The organism is Epilithonimonas sp. JDS, assembly GCF_021261315.1.
GTDB lineage: Bacteria > Bacteroidota > Bacteroidia > Flavobacteriales > Weeksellaceae > Epilithonimonas.
The window spans coordinates 261,421-282,362 of record NZ_JAJSAX010000002.1 but is presented as its reverse complement, the minus strand read 5'-3'; the positions used below and the strand labels follow the sequence as shown (position 1 = coordinate 282,362).

Below are 20,942 nucleotides of genomic sequence, written 5' to 3'. Positions count from 1 at the left end.
ATATACTCAATTTCAAATTAAAATTATTCAAAAATTTCATAAAATTGAATTTCAACTTTTCCTCTCCCCAATCTGCTGTCTCCACATCGCATAGTACAAACCTTTTTCGGCAATCAGATTGTCGTGTGAACCCATTTCAATGACTTGTCCGCGTTCCAAAACGTAGATTCTGTCGGCGTGCATTATGGTGCTCAATCGGTGGGCGATGAGAACGGTGATTTGTTCCTTTTGTTCAGAAATATCTTTGATGGTGGTTGTGATTTCCTCTTCCGTGATGCTGTCCAATGCAGAAGTGGCTTCATCAAAAATCAAAAGATGTGGTTTTCTCAACAAGGCTCTTGCAATGGCAATTCTCTGTTTTTCACCACCACTTAATTTCAATCCACCTTCGCCGATGACGGTTTCGATTCCTTTTTCGGCGCGTTCCAATAAGCCTGTACAACTTGATTTTTTCAAAGCCATTTGGATATCAGATTCTGTGGCGTCGGGATTTACGAAGAGAAGATTTTCCCGAATGGTTCCAGCGAAAAGTTGCGTGTCTTGGGTCACAAAACCGATTTGATTTCTCAATTCATCAAAATCGAACTCTTTTCCGTTGATTTCATTATAAAAAATATTCCCTTCCTGAGCGCGGTAAAGTCCCACCAGAAGTTTCACCAACGTACTTTTCCCAGAACCACTTGGTCCGACAAACGCAATCGTTTCGCCATTTTTCACATCAAATGAAATATTGTTCAAAGCCTTGTATTGCGCCGATTGATGCTTGAAAGAGACGTGCTTGAATTCCAGTTCCTCAATCGCACCAATTTGTTTTGGTGTCAAAGGTTTTTCTTCGACAGGTTTTTTCATCAGGTTATCGAAGTTTTTCAGGGAGGCTTCGGCTTCACGATAAGAAATGATGATGTTTCCAATTTCCTGCATCGGCCCGAAAATAAAGAATCCGTAGAACATTAATGACAGATATTGTCCGGGCGTCACAATGTTTCTGAAAATCAAATATAAAAGTGTCAAGGTAATCAATTGCTGAAGAAAATTCACCATTGTTCCCTGAATGAAACTTAATGAACGGATGCTTTTTACTTTCTTTAATTCAAGTCCGAGGATTTTATAAGTGTTGTTATTCAGACGTTTAACTTCTTGTTTTGTTAAGCCTAAACTTTTTACAATTTCGATATTTCTCAAACTTTCCGTTGTGCTTCCAGCCAAACTCGTGGTTTCAGTGACAATTGTTTTTTGAATATTTTTAATTCTTTTGCTTAAAAGATTTGTGATAAAAGCAATGAGAAATATTCCAACGACATAAACCGGCATTATCGACCAATGCAAACGAATCGCATAAACGGAAACGAAAATAATACTGACTAAAATTCCAAAGAAAATATTGATGAAATTGGTAATAAACTTCACTGAATCTTCTCTTACCTTAGTCAAAATCGATAAAGTCTCGCCGCTTCTTTGGTCTTCAAATTCCTGATAAGGCAACGCCATCGAGTGTTGCAGACCGTCCGTGAAAATATTCGCCCCAAATTTCTGCGTAATCACACTCACGACGTAATCCTGAAAAGCCTTGGCAATACGGCTTATCATCGCTGTTCCAATCAATAATCCAAGGAAATAAAATGCACCGTGGAAAATATCATTTCCATATAGAAATTGATTGAGGTTTCTGGGCATTAATTTTTCTTTATCGAAAAAGTTGGGATGTGTGACCAGTTGGTCAAGAATATTTCCTGTGATAGCGGGCGCAAACAAAGAAAAAACCTGATTGATAGTTGCTAAAATTAGGGAAGTGATCAACAACCATTTGTGAGGTTTGAGATAATGTAATAATGTCTTCATAATAATTGGTGCAAAATTACTGATATAAATCTGAAGCATTTCTCTGTAAACCTAATTTTATATATATTGCAGTAATAAGTTTTTACTATGTTGACCAAAGAACAAATCGCACAGCGCATCTCCAAAGAAGTGAAAGACGGCTACTACGTAAACCTCGGAATCGGGATTCCGACATTGGTAGCAAACTACGTCCCAGACAATCTTTCCGTAGAATTTCAAAGTGAAAATGGCGTTCTAGGAATGGGACCTTTTCCGTTCGAAGGCGAAGAAGATGCAGACCTTATCAATGCGGGAAAACAAACCATCACGATTCTGCCAGGCGGTTCTTTTTTTGATTCGGCTTTCAGTTTTGGGATGATTAGAAGTCAAAAAGTTGACCTTACAATTCTGGGCGCGATGGAAGTTTCCGAAAACGGCGATATTGCCAACTGGAAAATCCCAGGCAAAATGGTGAAAGGAATGGGTGGCGCAATGGATCTGGTGGCCTCGGCAGAAAATATCATCGTCGCAATGATGCACGTGAACAAAGCTGGAGAATCCAAGATTTTAAAGCATTGCACGTTGCCATTGACAGGTGTGAATTGTGTCAAAAAGGTAGTCACAGAATTAGCTGTTTTGGAAGTGACCGACAAAGGTTTCAAACTTCTGGAAAGAGCGCCAGGAATTTCTGTGGAAGATATTATCAAAGCAACAGAAGCTAATTTGATTATCGAAGGCGAGATTCCGGAAATGCAGTTCTGAAAATTAAAGGATAAAAAATTAAAATATTAAAAAAGTCGCAGAGTTTCCACTTTGCGACTTTAATTTTGTCTAAAGTCTAAAGTCTAAAGTCTAAAGTCTAAAGTCTAAAGTCTAAAGTCTAAATTCTAAATTCTAATTTTATTTTTTAACCGCTCCAAAAACTTTTTCCAAAAGCGATGTTGTTCTCAACGCTGCATTGTTTCTGATTCCGGTTTCTTTCTCAGCTACCATTTTGAAAACGCCGTTGATGGCTTCATTCGTGACATAAGCGTTAAGATCTGTGGTTACAGATTGTCCTGTGAAGGTGTTGTATTTTGAGATCATATTTTTCCAGACGGTGTCAGCGCCCACTTTGCTAAGTGATGCCTGTACTTTTGGCTGAAAAGCTGTAAATAATTGTGTCTGAGTTTTGTTCTGAAGATAAGTTGTCGCTGCATTATTGCTTCCCAAAAGAATGTTTTTCGCATCTGTAATTGTCATTGATGTTATCGCATTTGCAAAGATCGGAGTGGCTTGTGTCACGGCATCTTCTGCCGCTCTGTTCAAGAGTTTAACACCTTGATCAGCCAAACTTCCCAAACCGAAAGTTCTCAACGTAGTATCAATTTTTCTAAGTTGTTCCGGCATTAATATTTTTACGGTTTCATTTTTAAAGAAACCATCGGTTACGCCAAGTTTTTGAACGCCTTCTTTTACGCCCAGATTCAAAGCTTCTTTCAGTCCTGAAGAGATTTGAGAGGAAGTCAAATTGCCTAGATTGATATTTGAATTTGGAGTCGTCGTGGTTGTTGTCGTTGTAGAATTAGTGGAAGTTTTTGTCTTCACAGTACTAAGATCTACGCCGGTTTTATCTTTTACCACTTTGAATATATCGTTGATTTGTGCCTGAGCAGAGATTGAAAATAATAAGCCGGCAGCTAAGAAAATCGTTTTTTTCATTATTTATAATTTTATACAAATTTAGATGATTAATTTGATGCATTGTTAAATGTGGCTCTCAAACTAATTTTTACAAATGTTGTTTTTTTGTAGAATCCCGCAGCCCGACTTGAGTGGATCCCGATGTAAAATCGGGAGGGAACGGAAGGCGGAAATAGCTGCCCAAATTATTAAAATATCAATTCTGATTTCTCAATATGACATCGTACAAATCCTGTCTTCTGTCGGTCAAAGTTTTCACGGCACCGTTGTAATGAAGCTCTTTTAATAAGTTCAAATCAACATCTACAATGATGGTCATTTCCGTATTAGGCGTCGCTTCACCTTTGATGGCATTGGACGGAAACGCAAAATCCGAAGGCGTGAAAACCGTCGCTTGACCGTATTGAATGTCCATATTGTTCACGCCTGGCAAATTCCCAACGCAGCCTGCAATCGCAACATAACACTCATTTTCGATGGCTCTTGCCGCCGCGCAATGGCGAACGCGAGTGTAAGCATTCTGTGTATCTGTTAGGTAAGGCACAAAAAGAATTTTCATTCCCTGATCTGCCAGTAATCTTGGTAGTTCCGGAAACTCCACATCATAGCAGATGATGACACCAATTTTTCCGCAGTCTGTGTCAAAAACTTTGATCTCGTTGCCGCCAGTCATTCCGTAATATTTCTTTTCGTTCGGTGTGATGTGGATTTTTCTGTACTCGTCAATTTTTCCGTCTCTGTGAAGCAGATAACTCACGTTGTAAAGTTTTCCGTCTTCGAAAATCGGCATACTTCCGGAGATGATATTCACGTTGTAACTGATCGCCATTTCGGATATTTTTTCTTTGATTTCTTCCGTAAGTTCAGATAGTTTTTCCATTGATTCTCTTTCATTCAGATGATTGAAAGGGGCGAGTAGAGGTGTGTTGAAGAGTTCCGGAAACAGACAGAAATCTGATTGATAACCTGCAACAGCATCTACGAAAAACTCAACTTGCTTGTAAAACTCTTCAATATCTTTCAAAGGTCGCATCTGCCATTGGATCAGCCCAAGACGAATCACGCTGTCCTGCATTGTATTTTTCTTCGCTGTGTAGTAGATGTTGTTCCATTGCAGAAGTACCGCATACTCTTCGGATTCTGTGTCGCCTTTCAAATAACCTTTCAGGATTTTAACCGGAGAGAAATTATTGCCGATCTGGAAACTTAAAACCGGATCAAAAATTTCTTTGTTTCTGACTTTTGTGATGTATTCTCGCGGTGTCAATTCCGAGCTGTACAGATGATAATTGGGAATTCTTCCACCAACGATGATTGATTTTAAATTCAGGATTTCACAGAGTTCTTTTCTGGCATCATACAATCTTCGGCCAAGTCTCAATGCTCTGAAATCAGGATCTACAAACACTTCGATGCCATAGAGTACATTGCCGATGTTACTGTGCGTATTGAAAGATTCATTGCCGGTAATCTCGTTGTAAGTATGCTGATCGCTGTAGAGTTCGTAATTCACAACGATGGATAATGCAGCGGCGGCCAGTTTTCCATCCACGATAATGCAGATTTGTCCCTCTGCAAAAATGGAAGTCAGCTTTTGAATGTTCCTTTTGCTCCACACGTTGTCATCAATTTCCGGATAGGCTTTTTGCATGGCTTCTGCCAGTTCATCATAATCATCAACGGTTAATTTTCTAATTTCTACCTGCATTACTGATACTTTTCTATTAATATTTGTTTTAGTTTTTTCATTCCTTCCGTTGCCGAGGCTTTGAAATAATTCTCATTTCGGGTGAATGAATTTGGATTTTCGAGGTTTGGATCGATCACAAAAACTTCGCAATGACCTGGAACATATCTTACGACAGAAGCCGCAGGATAAACCTGCATTGACGTTCCAATGACCAAAAATAAATCGGCTTGTGAAGCAATCTCAATCGCATTGTCCATCTCTGGAACCATTTCGCCAAACCAGACAATGTGAGGGCGAAGTTGCGAGCCATCCGTATGAAGATCGCCTAAATGAATATCTTCTTCCCAATCCAAAATGTCATTTTCATTATCGACCGCTCTAGCTTTCTTGAGTTCGCCGTGAAGATGAATGATGTTGGTGGATCCGCCTCGCTCGTGAAGGTCGTCCACATTCTGCGTGATGATGTGGACATCAAAGAAATCCTCCAGTTCTGCAAGCAATTTGTGAGCCGCATTGGGTTCTACATCCTTCAGTTGTTTCCTTCTGGCATTATAAAAATCTAAAACTAACTTCGGATTTTTTGCAAAACCTTCGGGCGAAGCTACATCCTCAACACGGTGGTTTTCCCAAAGTCCGTTGGAATCACGAAATGTTTTGATGCCGCTTTCCGCTGAAATGCCTGCGCCTGAGAGCACCACTAATTTCTTTTTCATCATTTTAAAATTTTCTTTAAATATAATGAATTTTCCACCGCAGCTGTTCCCCAAGTATTGTTGAACATAATGTAGTATTCCTTTTTTGTTTTCTTAATCTTTCCAGCAAGATCATTTAAAAATTCTTCTGAGTAAGGCGATTTGTAAAGAGTCGGTTTCCCGTGGAGGCGATAATATCCTACGTTTGGATTTGTGACAATGATGTCCTCAGGAAGATTGCTCGGAAAACTAGTTCCGCTGAATATCCATTTTTTATTTTTGAATATTTTTAAAACATCGTCACTCCACCAGGAATTATGACGAAATTCTACAACAATTAAAAAATCATCAGGAAGATTTTCATTAAGCCAAATCAAATTCTCTGACGTTTTGTGAAACGACGGCGGGAACTGAAATAAAAAGCCAGCCAACTTCTTTCCAAGATTTGTTTTGATGTAATTACAGAATGCTAATATCTCTTCTTTTTTATTTTCAAAAGGTTTTTGATGAGAAATAGTTTTTGGAATTTTAATAAAAAATTTAAAATCATCCGGCGTTTCATCTACCCATTTCTGAAGTGTTTTCACAGTGGGTTTTCTGTAAAATGTGCTGTTAATTTCCACAATATCAAAAGTCTGAGAATAGAGTTTCAGGAAATCTTTGTTCTGTGAATAAGCCGGATAAAGTGAGCCTTTCCAGTATGCATTGTAAAATCCGGAACAGCCGATATGGAAATTTGTCTCTGTAGTTTTCATATTTACTATTGATTAATTTTTATGCCAATCCGCATTATATCAGTGGATTAAAATCAATATGATATTTATCATACCAAATTAGTATGAAATAAATTTGGATGGATTAAACCGAAGACCCTACTTTTGCGCTGTGATTACGAATTGCTGTCATACTTATTAAGAAAGACCGAGGGAACTGACCTATTGACGTCTTAACAACCTGCCGAAAGGAAAGGTGTTGCATTCAGCCTTTGAAAAAAGGAAAGATAAGTTTAAAAGTTTTTATTATTGGACCAAACGTATCCTTATATAACTTCTTCCGGACTTGTCTGGGAGAAGTTTTTTTATTTATAAAACGTAAAATTTAGAATATATGAACAAAGTAACTATTATTAATTCAGGGAAAGGGATTGCGCTCACAGCAGCGGTGATTTTCTTTTCCGGGATTACATTTGCACAGGCTCAGGAAATAAAACCTGTGAAGGATTCTGCATCAGACAAACAAATTGAAGAAGTGGTCCTTGTGGGATCCAGAAGTGGCGGAAGATCAAAAGCAGACAGTCCGGTGCCGGTAGATGTTTTCAATCTGAAGGACATTCAGCAGACTTTGCCGCAAACCAACATCAATCAAATCCTTAATACCATTGCACCTTCTTTTACATCTACGATTCAGACCAATGCAGATGGGTCGGATCATTCAGATCCTGCTCAGCTGAGAGGTTTGGGGCCAGATCAGACTTTGGTTTTGGTTAATGGAAAACGAAGACACACTTCTGCATTAGTTAATGTGAATGGTGCGCCGGGAAGAGGAACTGTTGGAACTGACCTTAATGCAATTCCGGCATTTGCACTTTCCAGAATCGAGGTTTTGAGAGACGGTGCATCAGCTCAATATGGTTCTGACGCTATCGCAGGTGTGATGAATCTTCAATTGAAAAGAGATACAGGAAGATTAACAGGACAATTGAACTACGGAGGCTATTTGACTAATGCAGCTAAGGATCACACAGGAAACTACGACGGTCAGCAGTATCAGTTGGATTTAAATTACGGAAATAAGATTGGAAGCAAAGGTGGTTTTTACAACCTAACCTGGTCTTCCCAATTCCGTGATCCTACCAGAAGAGCGGGAACGGAAAGTGGAAGTATCTACAACGCCTACAATGCGATTGAGAAAAGAGCTGCGGAAAATGGCGTGAATCTTTCTTCTTATTTTAATAATATCGGGAATTTGAAAGGAACACCAGGCGAACAGGAATTTGTAAACCTTATCCATCAATATTCTCAGGGTGTAAGTTATTTTAATTCAATTGCTCAGGCTAATAATACGACATTACAATCTAATATTCAGGGTGCGTCAACGATTACCGCTTTGCAAGCTTTGCTGGGCGCAAATGTGACCGATAATGAACTTGCTTACAGAGGACAGACCAGAAATGACTTCAACATGCAGGTCGGACAGTCCAAACTGAATAACCACCAGCTCTTCCTGAACGCAGAAGTACCATTGGATGATGACTGGAAAGTTTATACTTTCGGCGGCTATTCCATCAGAGATGGCGCTTCCGGCGGTTTTTACAGACGACCAAATCAGGCAAGGACATTTACAGGACTCAACATTGACGGTTATCTTCCGGAGATTCATACCAAAATTCAGGATGTTTCTTTATCTGCGGGGATCAAAGGAAAATGGGATGGCTGGAATGTAGATTTCAGTAATACTTTCGGACAAAACAGTTTTGATTACACGATTGAAAATACAGGCAATACAAGTTTGAGATTTAATTCTCCAAATACGTTCAAAGCAGGTGGATTGCAGTTTTTGCAGAACACAGTTAACCTGGATTTCAGCAAATCGTTTGACCTTTTGGAAGGGGTTAACGTGGCTTTCGGAGCAGAGCAGCGTCACGAGAATTTCAAAATCAATCCGGGAGAAGAAGCGTCTTACACGGCTTATGATATCAATGGAAACCCGCAGACGCCTACAACGCCAAGCTCTTTGAAGCCAACCGATTTCTTTGGAGCTCAATTAGCAGGAAGTTCTCAGGTATTTTCAGGTTTCAGAGCAGAGAATGCAACCAACAGAAACAGAAATGCGTATGCCGGATATGCTGATGTAGAATTCAACTTTACCAACTGGCTTTTGGTAGATGCAGCAGTACGTTATGAGGATTATTCTGATTTTGGATCAACGTTCAATTACAAATTGGCATCCAGAATTAAACTTTCAAGCGATCTTAATTTCCGTTTCGCAGGCTCCACAGGTTTCCGAGCACCATCGATTCATCAGATTTACTATAACACAACTTCAACATTATTCACAACCCTTCCTGCAACTCCGGAAAATCCCAATCCTCAGCCGACTTTGGTAGAGGTAGGAACTTTTAGCAACGATTCTGCGGTTGCGAGAGGTTTGGGAATTAATAAGCTGAAACAGGAAACTTCAAAATCTGTTAGCACTGGTTTTACCTATAAAATCCCATCATTGAATTTGAATATTACAGCAGATGCTTATTTCATCAGAATCGATGACAGAATTGTGTTGACGGATCAATTTGCAAGACCTACAGATGCACAGATAACAACAAACCCGAACTTGCAGGCGGTGAGAGATGAATTGGACAGAAATAATGTGAACGCTGCTCAGTTTTTTGCAAACTCTATTGACACAGAAACAAAAGGTTTGGATGTCGTGATCAGCCATTCTTACAAAAAGGAAAGCTTCAGATTCAACAATGATTTTGCGATCAACTTCAACAAGACTCAGAAAGTTGGCGATATCCACGCTTCTGATTTGTTGAAAAATGCAGGATTGGAAAATACCTATTTCTCGGAGAAATCCAGAATTTATTTAGAAGATTCAGTTCCGAAAGTAAAAGCGAGTTTGTCTCACAGTTTAACGTGGAATGATTTCGTTTTCTATCTGAGAAACACTTATTACGGCAGAGTTCACGGTGCTGACAGCGTTGACCTGAATGGTGATGGTGTAGCTTTGCTAAACGAGCACCAATTGATTTCTGATAAAATCGTGACAGATTTGTCTGTAGGTTACAACATCAGCAAAAATTTCAACTTGACGGTTGGAACCAATAACTTATTTGATATTTATCCGACCAAAAACGTTACGGCTTCTACCAATAATGACCAGTTTATCTATTCCCGTTCGACTTCTCAGTTTGGACAGAATGGAAGATATGTGTTCAGCAGACTGACGGTATCATTTTAATCAGACGATTTTTTTAAGGTTTTATATTTGTTTTGAAACGGCATCGGGATTTTTCCGGTGCCGTTTTTTATTTTTGAAACCACAAAAGTCACAAAAGTTTATAATTAAATTTTATGCAGATGAAAGTTCAAAAAAATTTTCATTAGATTTACTTTTTTGCTCTTTTCAATCATCAGTTTAACAATTTCCTTTTGTGACTTTTGTGGTTCAAATCAAATATCCAGCTTCGCATTATTCAGTCTCAAAGAATTCAGGATTACGGAGACCGAACTGAAACTCATTGCTGCGGCCGCAATCATCGGACTCAATAAAATGCCGAAGAAAGGGTAGAGCAATCCTGCGGCGAGCGGAATTCCCAAAACGTTATAAATAAAGGCGAAGAACAAATTTTCTTTGATGTTTCTCAATAATTTTTCACTGAGGATTTTCGCTTTTGCAACGCCGAGAATATCGCCTTTTACCAGAGTGATTTCTGCACTTTCAATCGCCACATCAGTTCCTGTTCCCATCGCAATTCCGATGTTGGCTTGTGCCAAAGCTGGCGCATCATTGATTCCGTCGCCTGTCATTGCCACGATTTTTCCTCCACTTTGAAGTTTTTTGATCTCGTTCATTTTATCTTCAGGAAGACAATTGGCTTTGAAGTTCTTGATGCCGAGTTCTTCAGCTACAGCTTTTGCGGTGTTTTCATTATCGCCGGTCATCATGATCACTTCGATATTCTGACTTTGAAGAAATTGAATGGCTTGGTTTGATGTTGGTTTGATTTGGTCGGAAAAACTTAAAAATCCCAGCACTTTTCCGCCTTTTGCCAAGTAAGAAATGGTTTTCGCTTCGTTTTGTTTTGCAATGACTTTTTGTTTTAAATCTTCCGGGACATTAATATTAAAATGTTTTAATAAAGATTCATTTCCCAGCAGAATTTCTTCTTGATTAATGATTCCTCTCACGCCTTTCCCTGAGATATTTTCAAAGTTTTCTACTTTATCAAACTTGTCATCCTGAGCGGAGTCGAAGGATTTTTTAAATTGATTCAAAACGGCATTGGACAATGGATGTTCGGAATTTTGATTGAGTGAAGCGGCTAGTTTCAGGATTTCATTTTGATCTGCGTTTTCAAAAGTCTCTATGTTTTCTAAGCTTGGTTTACCTTCAGTCAACGTTCCGGTTTTATCGGTTATGAGCACATTGATTTTGTGCATTTCTTCCAAGGCTTCAGCATTCTTGATTAGGATTCCATTCTGCGCACCCTTCCCAATTCCGACCATCAGACTCATAGGTGTTGCCAATCCGAGAGCGCAAGGGCAAGCGACAATCAAGACAGCAACGGCGTTTACAAAAGCATAAGTTAATTTATTTTCACCTCCGAAAATATACCATAAAACAAATGTTAAAACAGAAATCGCAATCACAGTCGGAACAAATATCCTGGAAACTTTATCGGCAAGTTTCTGAATTGGTGCTTTGGTTCTGCTGGCATCATTCACCATTTTGATGATCTTGGAAAGCAGGGTTTCGTCGCCTATTTTTTCAGTTTTCATCAGGAAAGATCCGTTGCCATTGATGGTTCCGGAAGTAACTTTATCGCCGGATTTTTTCTCTACAGGAATCGGTTCGCCCGTAATCATCGATTCATCGATATTGGAATTTCCTTCCGAAATCGTTCCGTCCACAGGGATTTTTTCGCCGGGTTTTACTCTTAAAATATCATTGACTTTAATTTCGGATAAAGCAACTTTCTTCTCATTTCCATTCTCAACCAGATTGGCGGTATCAGGCGATAGGTTCATCAATGCTTCAATGGCTTTCCCGGTTCTTTGGTGCGCACTGGCTTCCAGCATTTGTCCCATTATCACCAAAGTCAGGATCACACAAACAGACTCAAAATAGAGTGGAACAGAATCGCCGTGAGCTAATTCGTGAGGCAAAATATTTGGATTTATTAATGCAACCAAACTGAAAATTAATGCCGCTGCAACACCCAAAGCGATTAATGAAAACATATTCAGATTCCAGGTTTTGAAAGAAACCCAGCCACGCTTCAGGATAAACCAGCCTGCGTAGAAAATGACAGGAATCGATAATATTAATTCCAAAATCGCCTGAACCTGATGCGAAAATGGCCATTCAATCCACATTCCGCCCATTGATAAAATAAAAACCGGAACCGAGAATGCGACGGAAATCCAAAATTTTCTTTTCAGGATTTTGTACGTTTCGTCTTCGTGATCATTGTTTTTGGAAGGTTTTGGGACGAGATCCATACCGCAGATCGGACAATTGCCGGGTTCGTTTTGGGTAATTTCCGGATGCATCGGGCAAGTATATTCTGTGGCCTTCTTTTCGGGAATCTTTACGAGATCCATTCCGCAGACCGGACAGCCAATGTTGGAATCGTAAACCTTGTCGCCTTCGCAAAACATTGGGCAATAGTATTTTCCTTCTTGATGGGTGTTTGGTGTATGGTTTTTGGTGTTTTGCTGTGTGTGTGAACTTCCAGCTTCCAGCTTCTGACTTATGACCAAATCTTCTGTGATTTCCTCCAAATGCATATGACAAACCGGGCAACCGGAATCTGATTCGTAGGTTTTGTCACTTTCGCAGAACATGGGGCAAAAGTATTCACCGATTTTATCTTTGAAACTTTCCGGAAGATTGGTTTTGGAATAGGTCTTCGGTTTGTTTCGTTGGTCTTCTCTTTCTTCAATCGGAACGAGAAACATATTGCAGACCGTACATCGGCCTTGCTTGAAGTAGAGTTTCTCGCCTTCGCATTCCATCGGGCAATAATAGACGGAACTTGGAGAAATTCTTTGGTTTGGGTGAAGGTTGTCGTGATTATGGTGAGTGTGGTTTTCCATTATTTGAAATTTACAATTACAAATTTCTGAAAAATAGAATGGAATGTGTTGTAAATAAATGGAAAGATGTTATATCCAATTAAAACAAAAACCTCCAGAAATGTCTGAAGGTTCATTCTATACTAATAAGATTGAAAAATCTGTCGTTTATTTTCTCGGTTTCAAAGAAAGATTGTCCAAATAAACGGCTTGATGCACGCCATTCAGCATTACTTTTAGACCCAAATTGCTGTCTTTTTTCAATGAGATGTTGAATACTTTTTTGTCTTTTCCAATTTTCACAGGTTTTGCGATGGTGGCAAAAGTTTTAGGGTTTAAAGCGTTTTGGATGGACAGGATTTCCAAAGTTGTTTCTCCTCCATTATCCGTCACATCAAGGCTTAGCGTGTAGTTTCCCGCTTTGATCTTTGGTGTGATGAGGTACATATTTTCTTTTGGATCATTCATAGAATAGAAGATGATCTTCTTCTCACTGGCGTACAGCATTGCTTTTCCTTTCTGAACAGACCAACAGGAATTGATGTCTTTCCAGGTGTCAAAATTTTCTGTCAGCGTGGAAACTGTTTTGCACTGAGCGTTGGCGATCATCAATCCTCCTAAAGTGAGTATGCCTCCGAATATTAGTTTTCTCATTTTTCGATTAAATTTAATGAGGTAAAAATAGTTAAAAAAGACGGTGTCGCAAAGTTATTTTTAATGAATCTAAATAACTTTATGGTCTTAACTAGATATTTATTTCAAAAGATTTAATTCGATCAGATTATTGTCTTTTGCAAGTCTTTCCATCCACTGCTGATTCAGTTCCTTTATAATTTCGGCTGAAGTTCTGAATTTGCCTTCTGAGTCTCGTTGGTCAGGAATAATGCTTGCTAAACCTGCAGTAGGGTTTTGACGGAAATCTTTAAATTTTTTAAGGAATTGAGTGTTATTAAGTTCAAATTCTTTGTAGCTACCCAAATTCGGATAGACGAATTGTTCCTGACCAGACTTGATTCCTTTCATCTCAAAAACGTGATTTTTATTACTGTCTTCCAGTTTTAGAATTAAGCCCGGTAAACCTTTGAATTTGTAAGGGCCGTCGGGAATTGGGATTTCTTTCGTAAACCAGGCTGTCCATTTTCTGCCTCCAAATTCTGTCGTCGCTTTTTGGACATCGTAATTCAGGATTTTGGCAAACTCATTGGTCAGCTTCCAATCGAACTGGACATCTTGTTTCACTTTGTATTTGTCCCACACCACGAATGTGTTATAAACGATCTGATTAGAATTAGGGTATTTTATAATTCTGTCATTCACCGTTTCCTTGTCCGGAGCCGGTGCAAATAAACCTTTATTCACAGCAACCAGCATTGTAGAATCTATGGAATATCTTTCAAAACTATAAAATTCGGATCTGTCTTTCTGGATATTCAGAACCATCATTTCGGTGCGGATATCCGCTTTGTTAGTGGAGTCGGGAATGAACTTGTATTCGTAGAGAAATTGTTTGTTTTGCCCGAAAGTAAAATTGAATAAAAAAAGTAAAATTAAAATGTAAATGTTTTTCATTGTCAAAAGTTTTTGTTGAAGTAAATATAGCTAGATCCGCAGCCATTTTTCCTCACAAAAATTCACAAACTTTGTTAAATAAAACTTATAAATAATCTATTTACTCTTGTTGATTTTATTCTTTGACTTCTCATCAATTTCATTCTTCCAAAACTTTTTTCAACTCTTCCACAACAAATTTCATCGTCGGAAAAGCTCTCTCACTTCCCGCACACCAATCGGCCCCAAGATGACCCACATTTGGCTGAACATATAAAACTGAACTCACGCCAGCATCCAAAAGTTTCTTATGATAACGTTCGCCTTCATCACTGATTCTGTCGTGCTCTGCGACTGCTATGATGGTTTTAGGAACTTTCGTAAAGTCTTTTGCCAGAAGAGGCGATATGCGGAGATCATTGGTGTTGTCTGTTTTATGCAGATACCAATCAATGAAAAAACCGTAAGCAGAATAAGAATCTGAGCCATTCGAAAGATCCAAAGCAGGATCTACAAGTACCTGCGCCGTTACAGGGATTGGTTTTTCCACCGAGGCATTCATCAAACAAAGCGAAGCAACCAATTGTCCGCCTGCGCTGTCGCCGATCAATATGAGTTTCCCATCGCTGTTGAGTTTTTCGCTGTTGGACGAAATCCATTTCATAACTGAGTAGCTGTCATCAAAAGCAGCAGGAAATTTGTATTCCGGCGCTCTTCTGTAATGGACTGCCACAACAATTGCTTCGGTATGATTGGCGAGATAACGGCAGATGTTGTCGTGGGTTTCCAGATCGCCGGCTACCCAAACTGCGCCGTGAACGAGATAAATGATGGGCAACTTCTTTCTAGGATTGGGATTATAAATCCTGATGGGAATAGAATCTACAAACTTATTTTCGACGAATGTTACAGATTCCGGTTTCACATTCAAATCTGTGATGCTTTTTGCTATTGAGACACGAACTTCATCCGGCGTCGGCATTTGGTTTTGTGCTATCAACAATGCGGATATGGAGAATAGGAGAGAAGTCAGTATTTGTTTCATCTTTAGGAATTATGTGATTCAAATTTAACTTTAATTCCGCAAGATTATTAAACTAATTTCTCTTCCTGAATTTTAAAAATCGTTTTGTTAGTAAAATCATTTAAAGCCAGCAATATCACAGTTTTGTGAAGTGTCGAGAAATCTTGATGCGACAGATGTTTTTAAATTATCTCTGGCGGAACTTTTCTCTCATTTTGGTCATCGGGATCTCAAAATATTTGTAAATAAGAATTGACATTAAAATGACAAGCGCCCAGTAAAATCCATATCTAACAACCATGATAATTTTATAATTGTCTGACAGATATTCCCACGGAATTGCATTAATCATAAATTTTTGGATCAGTGTGTAGTTAATCAGATACATTGAATAAGATATCAAACTGATGTAAGTTATTACTCTAAACAATAATCCACCTTTAACAGCTTTAAACTCGTTGAGAAACGGCAACAACATTGCTGTGGCGGCAGAAACAAGGGTAAAACTGAGAACGCAGGCGTAGAAACTGCTAATTGGTATATATTGTGAAAGGTAGAATCTTTCGAATAAAATAAGAGCAACGCCAATCACCAGGAGCAATTTCTTATGCCTGATCCAACTTTTGTAATGGTAAAAGTGACAATACGCAGCTAAAACGCCAAACATAAGACTGTCCAATCTTGTGATGACCTGTTTTCGGAAAAATATATCCCAGCCCGAAATATTCAAATCTGATAGCGAGAAATATCTGTAACTTCTGAAAAGAGTTACGGACACAATTATCAGAAGACAACTTACTAATATTGCTGTTCTTTGGGATCCTTTAAATGTGAAAGACAGCGTCATTATCAATAAAGGCAGTATGAGATAAAACCATTCCTCTACACTCAAACTCCAGGCTTCGGGAAAGAAATGAGCAGGATGTGGTGTATAAATATTTTGCGAGAAATAGAAATATTTCAAGGAATCTCTAAAACTGAAATTTGGATCGTAAAGAGTGTGTAATAGTACAAGGACTGTAAGTATCAGGAAATAATTTGGTATGGTTCTGAACCATCTTCTGATCCAGAAATTTTTGATGACTTTGCTATTGATGCCTTTATTATTGATCAGCTTAATAAGAATTCCTCCAATTAAAAAACCACTCAGTACAAAAAAGATAGACACTCCATCAAACGCAAAATATTCCGTTATTTTTTTAATTTTATCAGAGAGAAGCGTTGCGGCGTGCGAAATTACGACTGACATAATAGCGAAAAATCTCATAATGTCCAGACCGTAGATTCTGTTAACATCAATCTCGATTCTGAATAGTTTTTTCATCGTTTGATAGTTTTTTAATGTGGCAAATTTAAAAATATTAAAATTTGTTTGTTAAAAAAATATCCTGTAACCAAAGTTTTTTCAAGTTTTCCTGAACGAAATAATCTCTTTGCCATTAAAAACAATCACAGCTAAAAATATCAAAGCGTAAGCGAAAATCTGCAATGCGCCCAAAGGTTCGTGGTAAACTATGCCGGACAAAGCAAACGCAATAATAGGATTGATGTTCAGAATCATCCCAACCTTTGAGGAACTGATGCCAGAAAGTGCAAAAAGATTCAGTAATAATGGGACTATCGTGTACATCACGGCAATAATCTCAATGTAAACGTAAAACTTAAAATCGGTAATGAAACTTCCGGAATAGGCCGGGAAAAATGGCAGCAAAATCAAAGCTGACAGAAGAATGTGAAAATTAAGAATCAAAAACTTATCAAACTGCTTGTTCTTATTCTGACTCACAAGATAAGCGGCGTACGTAAACCCAATGAGACTGCTGTAAAACATATCAATCATATTGGCATACGACAGCAAAATACATCCTGCAAGACTTAGGAAAACCGACAGCCACTGGAGTTTCGAAAGTTTATCTTTCAGCAAGAAATAAGCGAGGATTGTCGTGATAATCGGACAGACCAAATATGCTACCGAAGTCGCCCGCACGCTCACGTGGTTCATTACATAAATAAATGAAAACCAGTTTGCCGTAAGTAAAATGCTGCTGCCAATATTCAAAACTATCAGATCTCTTTTGCTTTTTTTGGATATGGATTTGAAATAGCTGAGGTTTTCCGTCAGTGTTTTTCTTTTAAAAAGAAGAGAAACCACCGTCATTATTATTGCACAACTGAACACGCGATAAAAAAGAATATCCGACGATGCAAAAGAATGAAGTGGTTTTAAAACGAGACTGAAGGTGCCCCAAAGTGTGAATGCAGTGATGGCAGCGAGATAATATTTAAGATTGTTCAAATGGTTGTTTCTTTTGGAATCATTTGCAAAAGTAGAGAACTTTTGTTGAATCTTGCCTGCTTAAAAAGTGCTTTTTAACTTATTTTACTTAATTCATTTGCATCTTGTATTGCTCCAATTGCTTCAAAAATTTCGTCTTGATTTTGTTTGTTTTTCCATCCTTTCGCAGACAATAGATTTCTTATTTCTTCCTCTGTTTTATTCTTGACAGCATTATAAAAAGCAAAATCTATTACTTCTGCTGGAATTCTTTCAATTTTATATCTTGTAACAATGGATGCTAATCTCACATAAGAGATAAGATAAGTCAGACCAATCTGAATTATCCAACTTATAATTAAACCAATCCAAGCAGTGTCTAAGTCTTTAATTTTTAGTCCGGCTTGAAGTCTCATAATAATGAAATTAAAAAAGCCAATTCTTTCATAATTATTTTCTCGTAAAATCAGTTCATATTGAAGATACTGATTTAAGATATATGTTGATAAAATTGTCCCAGCTAGAACATAGAGCAATTTATTAAAATCAACAAAATTTGAAAGTTTGATTAGATATTTATAGGAAAAAGTTATTGCTATTGCAATTAAAACTTCGAAAAGTCCAATAATATATTTTCCGTTTACCGAAACTGTTGCGAGTAAATAGCCTAATATTATTGCAATTACAGCGGAGCCAATTATTACAATTGAAAATTTAGGGATTTTTGACTTCTTTTCTTTGGGTAAATTTTTTGGAATTTCATAATTATCCCAATTTTGTTGTTTTTCTATTTCTTTCTCGAGTTCTTTAAGTGCGTTTCTATCGTAACTTTTTTCAATTTCTTTAAAAACAAAAATAAATAATTTTACTCTTTTAGAATTTCTCCCGTTATCCCACATTTCATTCCCTAAAGATTCACTTTTAACAGTGATTTTCCCATACTCAAAGTTAACACTGATGCCTTCCGTAAATTGAGAAAATCCTAATGAACTTTCCTTTCTTTTAGCTTGAATTGTATTTGCATTTATGTAACCAATTTCCCAGTCAAGTTTTTCAAAAACGTCGTTAGCTATTGAGATAAAAGCTTTTTCGCTAACTTGCGTTCTAAAGTCCTCTTTATATTTTGGTGTAAAGCTGAAGCTGTGTTTCTTTTTTATTGATTTTTCAAATGATCTGAATTCTTTTTCCATTTAATTTTTGAATGATTATTTGTTTTATAATATCCAAAATTAAGCATTGACTAAGAATTCTAAACAATTTCAAATCATTTTTAATCAATTCCGATTTTAAAATCTTTACAATCGATGAAAATACTGTTCTTCAAAAAGATCTTGTTTCCAAGCATTCCCGTCATTCCCGAGAATTTCATCAGTGAAAACTGTGCATTGGAAAAACCTTCTACATAGGTGATTTCCTCCACAGGAATTTCCTGGTTTTTGAATCTGATATTTTGATGGCAGTTCGCGGTGTAAGTGGTCAAAATATTGTTCCAGCTTCTGGATTTTTCGATTTTCACTTTGGAACTTTTTGATTTCAGATTTTGCCATTCTTCTTTGTAAGTCAGAAATTCGTAAGCGCTGGTTCCGGAATCGTACAGGAATTTCCGTTCTTCACCTTTCAAAACTCCGGGAATAATGATTTTTCTCTTTTTGAATTTAAAATCGACGAGGTTGTTTTTGAAATTTTTAGGAACGTTTTTTAGATTTAGAGTAACATAACTTTCCTTAAAATTAATCACGGTTTTTCTGTCTTCCAGAATATCTGCGCCAATTGTTCCAATGATTTTTAGAGAATCTGACTGGCCGTCTTTTTCAATATTAAATATTTTAAAATTCGAAGAAGAGATTTGAGTTTTTCCAACGAAGAATGAAGTTTTTGCACGGTCATTATTCGTCTTGATTTCGTTAATATTTTTGATGGAATTTGAATAAAAAACGGTGTAAGGCGAACCTGTATCAAATTGCAGATAATAAGTTTCCGGATTTCCCGAAAAATGAATTGGGAGAAGCAAAACATTTTTCTCTTTGCCAAGCCAGTTAATGGGAATATTGCCGCTTTCGTTTTTAACTGTTAAATAATTCTTTTCAGGCGTAAACTTCCGGTCAAAATAAATGTAGCCGCCAGCCAACATCAGGATCAAAACGGTGAGAATTCCGAAGGCGATTTTTTTAAAAAGTTTCATTGTCAAATTTTTTCTGCAAGATTCGGATTTTGACATCTTATTCTTATCAAATTTGATATGACAATTTTACGTCAGTTTTATGACTTGTATTATAAGAAGTTGGTTTTCAGTTTGATGCTGAGTTCGTTGTTTTGGTTCAGGCTGATGCCATTTTTGATAATAATAAATAGTTTTAATGAAAGAAAGAGGATCAACGGCACTATGAAAAGCGGAAATTTGATTGAAACAGCTTTTTGAAGAAATGGCGAAATGATCATTAAAACGGAAAGAATCACGGTTAAAATAATATGAACACTGACGATGCTTTTCCCCAATTCTTTGTTCGTAGAATCTTTGGTTTTATAAGTTAAAATTAACGGAAAAATGATGCTGCCAAAGGGAATAATCAATCCGGACAGTGCGGAAAGGTTGATCAGTTTTGCTCTGTCAATGGTAGGGTTTTGTTCGTCAGCTGCAAGCAGTTTTTCAGGTTCAATTTCCAGCGCATTCGTAATGGCTTTCAGCGTAAAACCTTTCGGAATATTTCCAGCCTCAATTCTTTGGATCGTGCGCAGAGAAAGCCCGGACTTTTCCGCCAGTTCGGATTGTGTCAGGTTTTTCTGTTCGCGAAGTATTTTGAGGTTCGGTTGCATCTTAATTCTAAATTTTACCAGTAATTACACCTTATCCAAAGCAATCCGCTTTTACTTAGAATTCAAAAACTGAGTAGGAGAGAAGCCTGTGATTTTCTTAAACTGATTTGATAAATGCTGCACGCTTTTGTAACCAAGTTTAAGTGAAATTTCGGTGAGATTAAACTCTTTGTAAAGCAGCAATTCTTTTACTTTCTCAATTTTCTGAAGGATGAAATACTGTTCCAAAGTTACATTCTCGTTCAGTGAAAATAGTTTGGAAATTGCGCTGTAATCTTTATGTAATCCCGAAATTATAAACTCAGACAGAATAAAATTTTCTGCAATGTCTTCCTCAGAAATCTTTTGGATGATGAGGTTTTTGATTTTCTCAATTTGCTTTTTGGAGGAATCTTCAAGAATTTCAAATCCTGTCGATTTTAATTTGGAATTGAGTGATGCCAAATTATTTCCGGAAACCTGTCCTTTAGTTTCAACTTCACCAAGATCGATGTTTGAAATTTCAATTTTGAGTTCATCAAAAATAGCCTGAACGGCAGAAATGCAGCGGTTGCAAACCATATTTTTGACAGAGATTTTCATATTCAAATTTAGTCAA

Annotated in this window: 17 protein-coding genes and 1 riboswitch; of the genes, 2 read left to right on the top strand and 15 right to left on the bottom strand. The window is 37.5% G+C overall.

Annotated elements, in window-relative coordinates:
- Positions 1–51: 51 nt before the first annotated feature.
- Positions 52–1,839 (bottom strand): ABC transporter ATP-binding protein, encoded by a 1,788-nt coding sequence (locus LUD75_RS08030; protein WP_232705166.1) that lies wholly within the window; start codon positions 1,837–1,839, stop codon positions 52–54.
- A gap of 87 nt (positions 1,840–1,926) precedes the next feature.
- Between LUD75_RS08030 and LUD75_RS08025 the strand changes: the two genes are divergently transcribed.
- A complete protein-coding gene (locus tag LUD75_RS08025) occupies positions 1,927–2,580 on the top strand; it encodes a CoA transferase subunit B (protein WP_232705165.1) in 654 nt (217 codons plus the stop codon).
- A gap of 138 nt (positions 2,581–2,718) precedes the next feature.
- On the opposite strand, the gene LUD75_RS08020 is transcribed toward LUD75_RS08025, so the two are convergent.
- The 4 genes from LUD75_RS08020 to LUD75_RS08005 form a co-directional block, all read right to left on the bottom strand.
- Positions 2,719–3,519, bottom strand: a complete 801-nt coding sequence (locus LUD75_RS08020; protein ID WP_232705164.1) for a DUF4197 domain-containing protein — start codon at positions 3,517–3,519, stop codon at positions 2,719–2,721.
- A gap of 178 nt (positions 3,520–3,697) precedes the next feature.
- The gene (locus LUD75_RS08015; protein WP_232705163.1) at positions 3,698–5,209 is read right to left on the bottom strand and encodes a carbon-nitrogen hydrolase family protein; all 1,512 of its coding nucleotides are present in this window, start codon (positions 5,207–5,209) and stop codon (positions 3,698–3,700) included.
- Complete coding sequence (locus LUD75_RS08010) at positions 5,209–5,904, bottom strand: NAD-dependent deacylase (RefSeq protein ID WP_232705162.1); 696 nt, start codon at positions 5,902–5,904, stop codon at positions 5,209–5,211. The genes LUD75_RS08015 and LUD75_RS08010 overlap by 1 nt, the downstream gene beginning before the upstream one ends.
- Positions 5,904–6,638 carry a DUF72 domain-containing protein gene (locus LUD75_RS08005; RefSeq protein ID WP_232705161.1) on the bottom strand — a complete coding sequence of 245 codons (735 nt, stop codon included), beginning with the start codon at positions 6,636–6,638 and terminating at the stop codon, positions 5,904–5,906. Before LUD75_RS08005 ends, LUD75_RS08010 begins: the two co-directional genes overlap by 1 nt.
- 150 nt (positions 6,639–6,788) lie before the next feature.
- Positions 6,789–6,890, top strand: a riboswitch (SAM riboswitch).
- A gap of 100 nt (positions 6,891–6,990) precedes the next feature.
- Here LUD75_RS08005 and LUD75_RS08000 point away from each other — a divergent pair.
- Complete coding sequence (locus LUD75_RS08000; RefSeq protein ID WP_232705160.1) at positions 6,991–9,843, top strand: TonB-dependent receptor; 2,853 nt, start codon at positions 6,991–6,993, stop codon at positions 9,841–9,843.
- 212 nt (positions 9,844–10,055) lie between these two features.
- On the opposite strand, the gene LUD75_RS07995 is transcribed toward LUD75_RS08000, so the two are convergent.
- The 10 genes from LUD75_RS07995 to LUD75_RS07950 all read right to left on the bottom strand — a co-directional run bounded on the left by LUD75_RS07995 (position 10,056) and on the right by LUD75_RS07950 (position 20,926).
- The gene (locus tag LUD75_RS07995; RefSeq protein ID WP_232705159.1) at positions 10,056–12,704 is read right to left on the bottom strand and encodes a copper-translocating P-type ATPase; all 2,649 of its coding nucleotides are present in this window, start codon (positions 12,702–12,704) and stop codon (positions 10,056–10,058) included.
- 147 nt (positions 12,705–12,851) lie between these two features.
- Positions 12,852–13,337: a hypothetical protein gene (locus tag LUD75_RS07990; protein ID WP_232705158.1), complete on the bottom strand. Its 486-nt coding sequence runs from the start codon at positions 13,335–13,337 to the stop codon at positions 12,852–12,854.
- 99 nt (positions 13,338–13,436) lie between these two features.
- Positions 13,437–14,252 (bottom strand): GLPGLI family protein, encoded by an 816-nt coding sequence (locus LUD75_RS07985; RefSeq protein ID WP_232705157.1) that lies wholly within the window; start codon positions 14,250–14,252, stop codon positions 13,437–13,439.
- A gap of 139 nt (positions 14,253–14,391) precedes the next feature.
- Complete coding sequence (locus LUD75_RS07980) at positions 14,392–15,276, bottom strand: alpha/beta hydrolase (RefSeq protein WP_232705156.1); 885 nt, start codon at positions 15,274–15,276, stop codon at positions 14,392–14,394.
- Positions 15,277–15,442: 166 nt separating this feature from the next.
- Positions 15,443–16,579: an acyltransferase gene (locus tag LUD75_RS07975; RefSeq protein ID WP_232705155.1), complete on the bottom strand. Its 1,137-nt coding sequence runs from the start codon at positions 16,577–16,579 to the stop codon at positions 15,443–15,445.
- 81 nt (positions 16,580–16,660) lie between these two features.
- Positions 16,661–17,551 carry an EamA family transporter gene (locus LUD75_RS07970; protein ID WP_232705154.1) on the bottom strand — a complete coding sequence of 297 codons (891 nt, stop codon included), beginning with the start codon at positions 17,549–17,551 and terminating at the stop codon, positions 16,661–16,663.
- A gap of 74 nt (positions 17,552–17,625) precedes the next feature.
- Positions 17,626–18,720: a hypothetical protein gene (locus tag LUD75_RS07965; protein ID WP_232705153.1), complete on the bottom strand. Its 1,095-nt coding sequence runs from the start codon at positions 18,718–18,720 to the stop codon at positions 17,626–17,628.
- Positions 18,721–18,800: 80 nt separating this feature from the next.
- Positions 18,801–19,712 carry a hypothetical protein gene (locus LUD75_RS07960; RefSeq protein WP_232705152.1) on the bottom strand — a complete coding sequence of 304 codons (912 nt, stop codon included), beginning with the start codon at positions 19,710–19,712 and terminating at the stop codon, positions 18,801–18,803.
- Between the two features lie 89 nt (positions 19,713–19,801).
- A complete protein-coding gene (locus tag LUD75_RS07955; protein WP_232705151.1) occupies positions 19,802–20,344 on the bottom strand; it encodes a helix-turn-helix domain-containing protein in 543 nt (180 codons plus the stop codon).
- 51 nt (positions 20,345–20,395) lie between these two features.
- Complete coding sequence (locus tag LUD75_RS07950; RefSeq protein WP_232705150.1) at positions 20,396–20,926, bottom strand: AraC family transcriptional regulator; 531 nt, start codon at positions 20,924–20,926, stop codon at positions 20,396–20,398.
- Positions 20,927–20,942 lie beyond the last annotated feature (16 nt).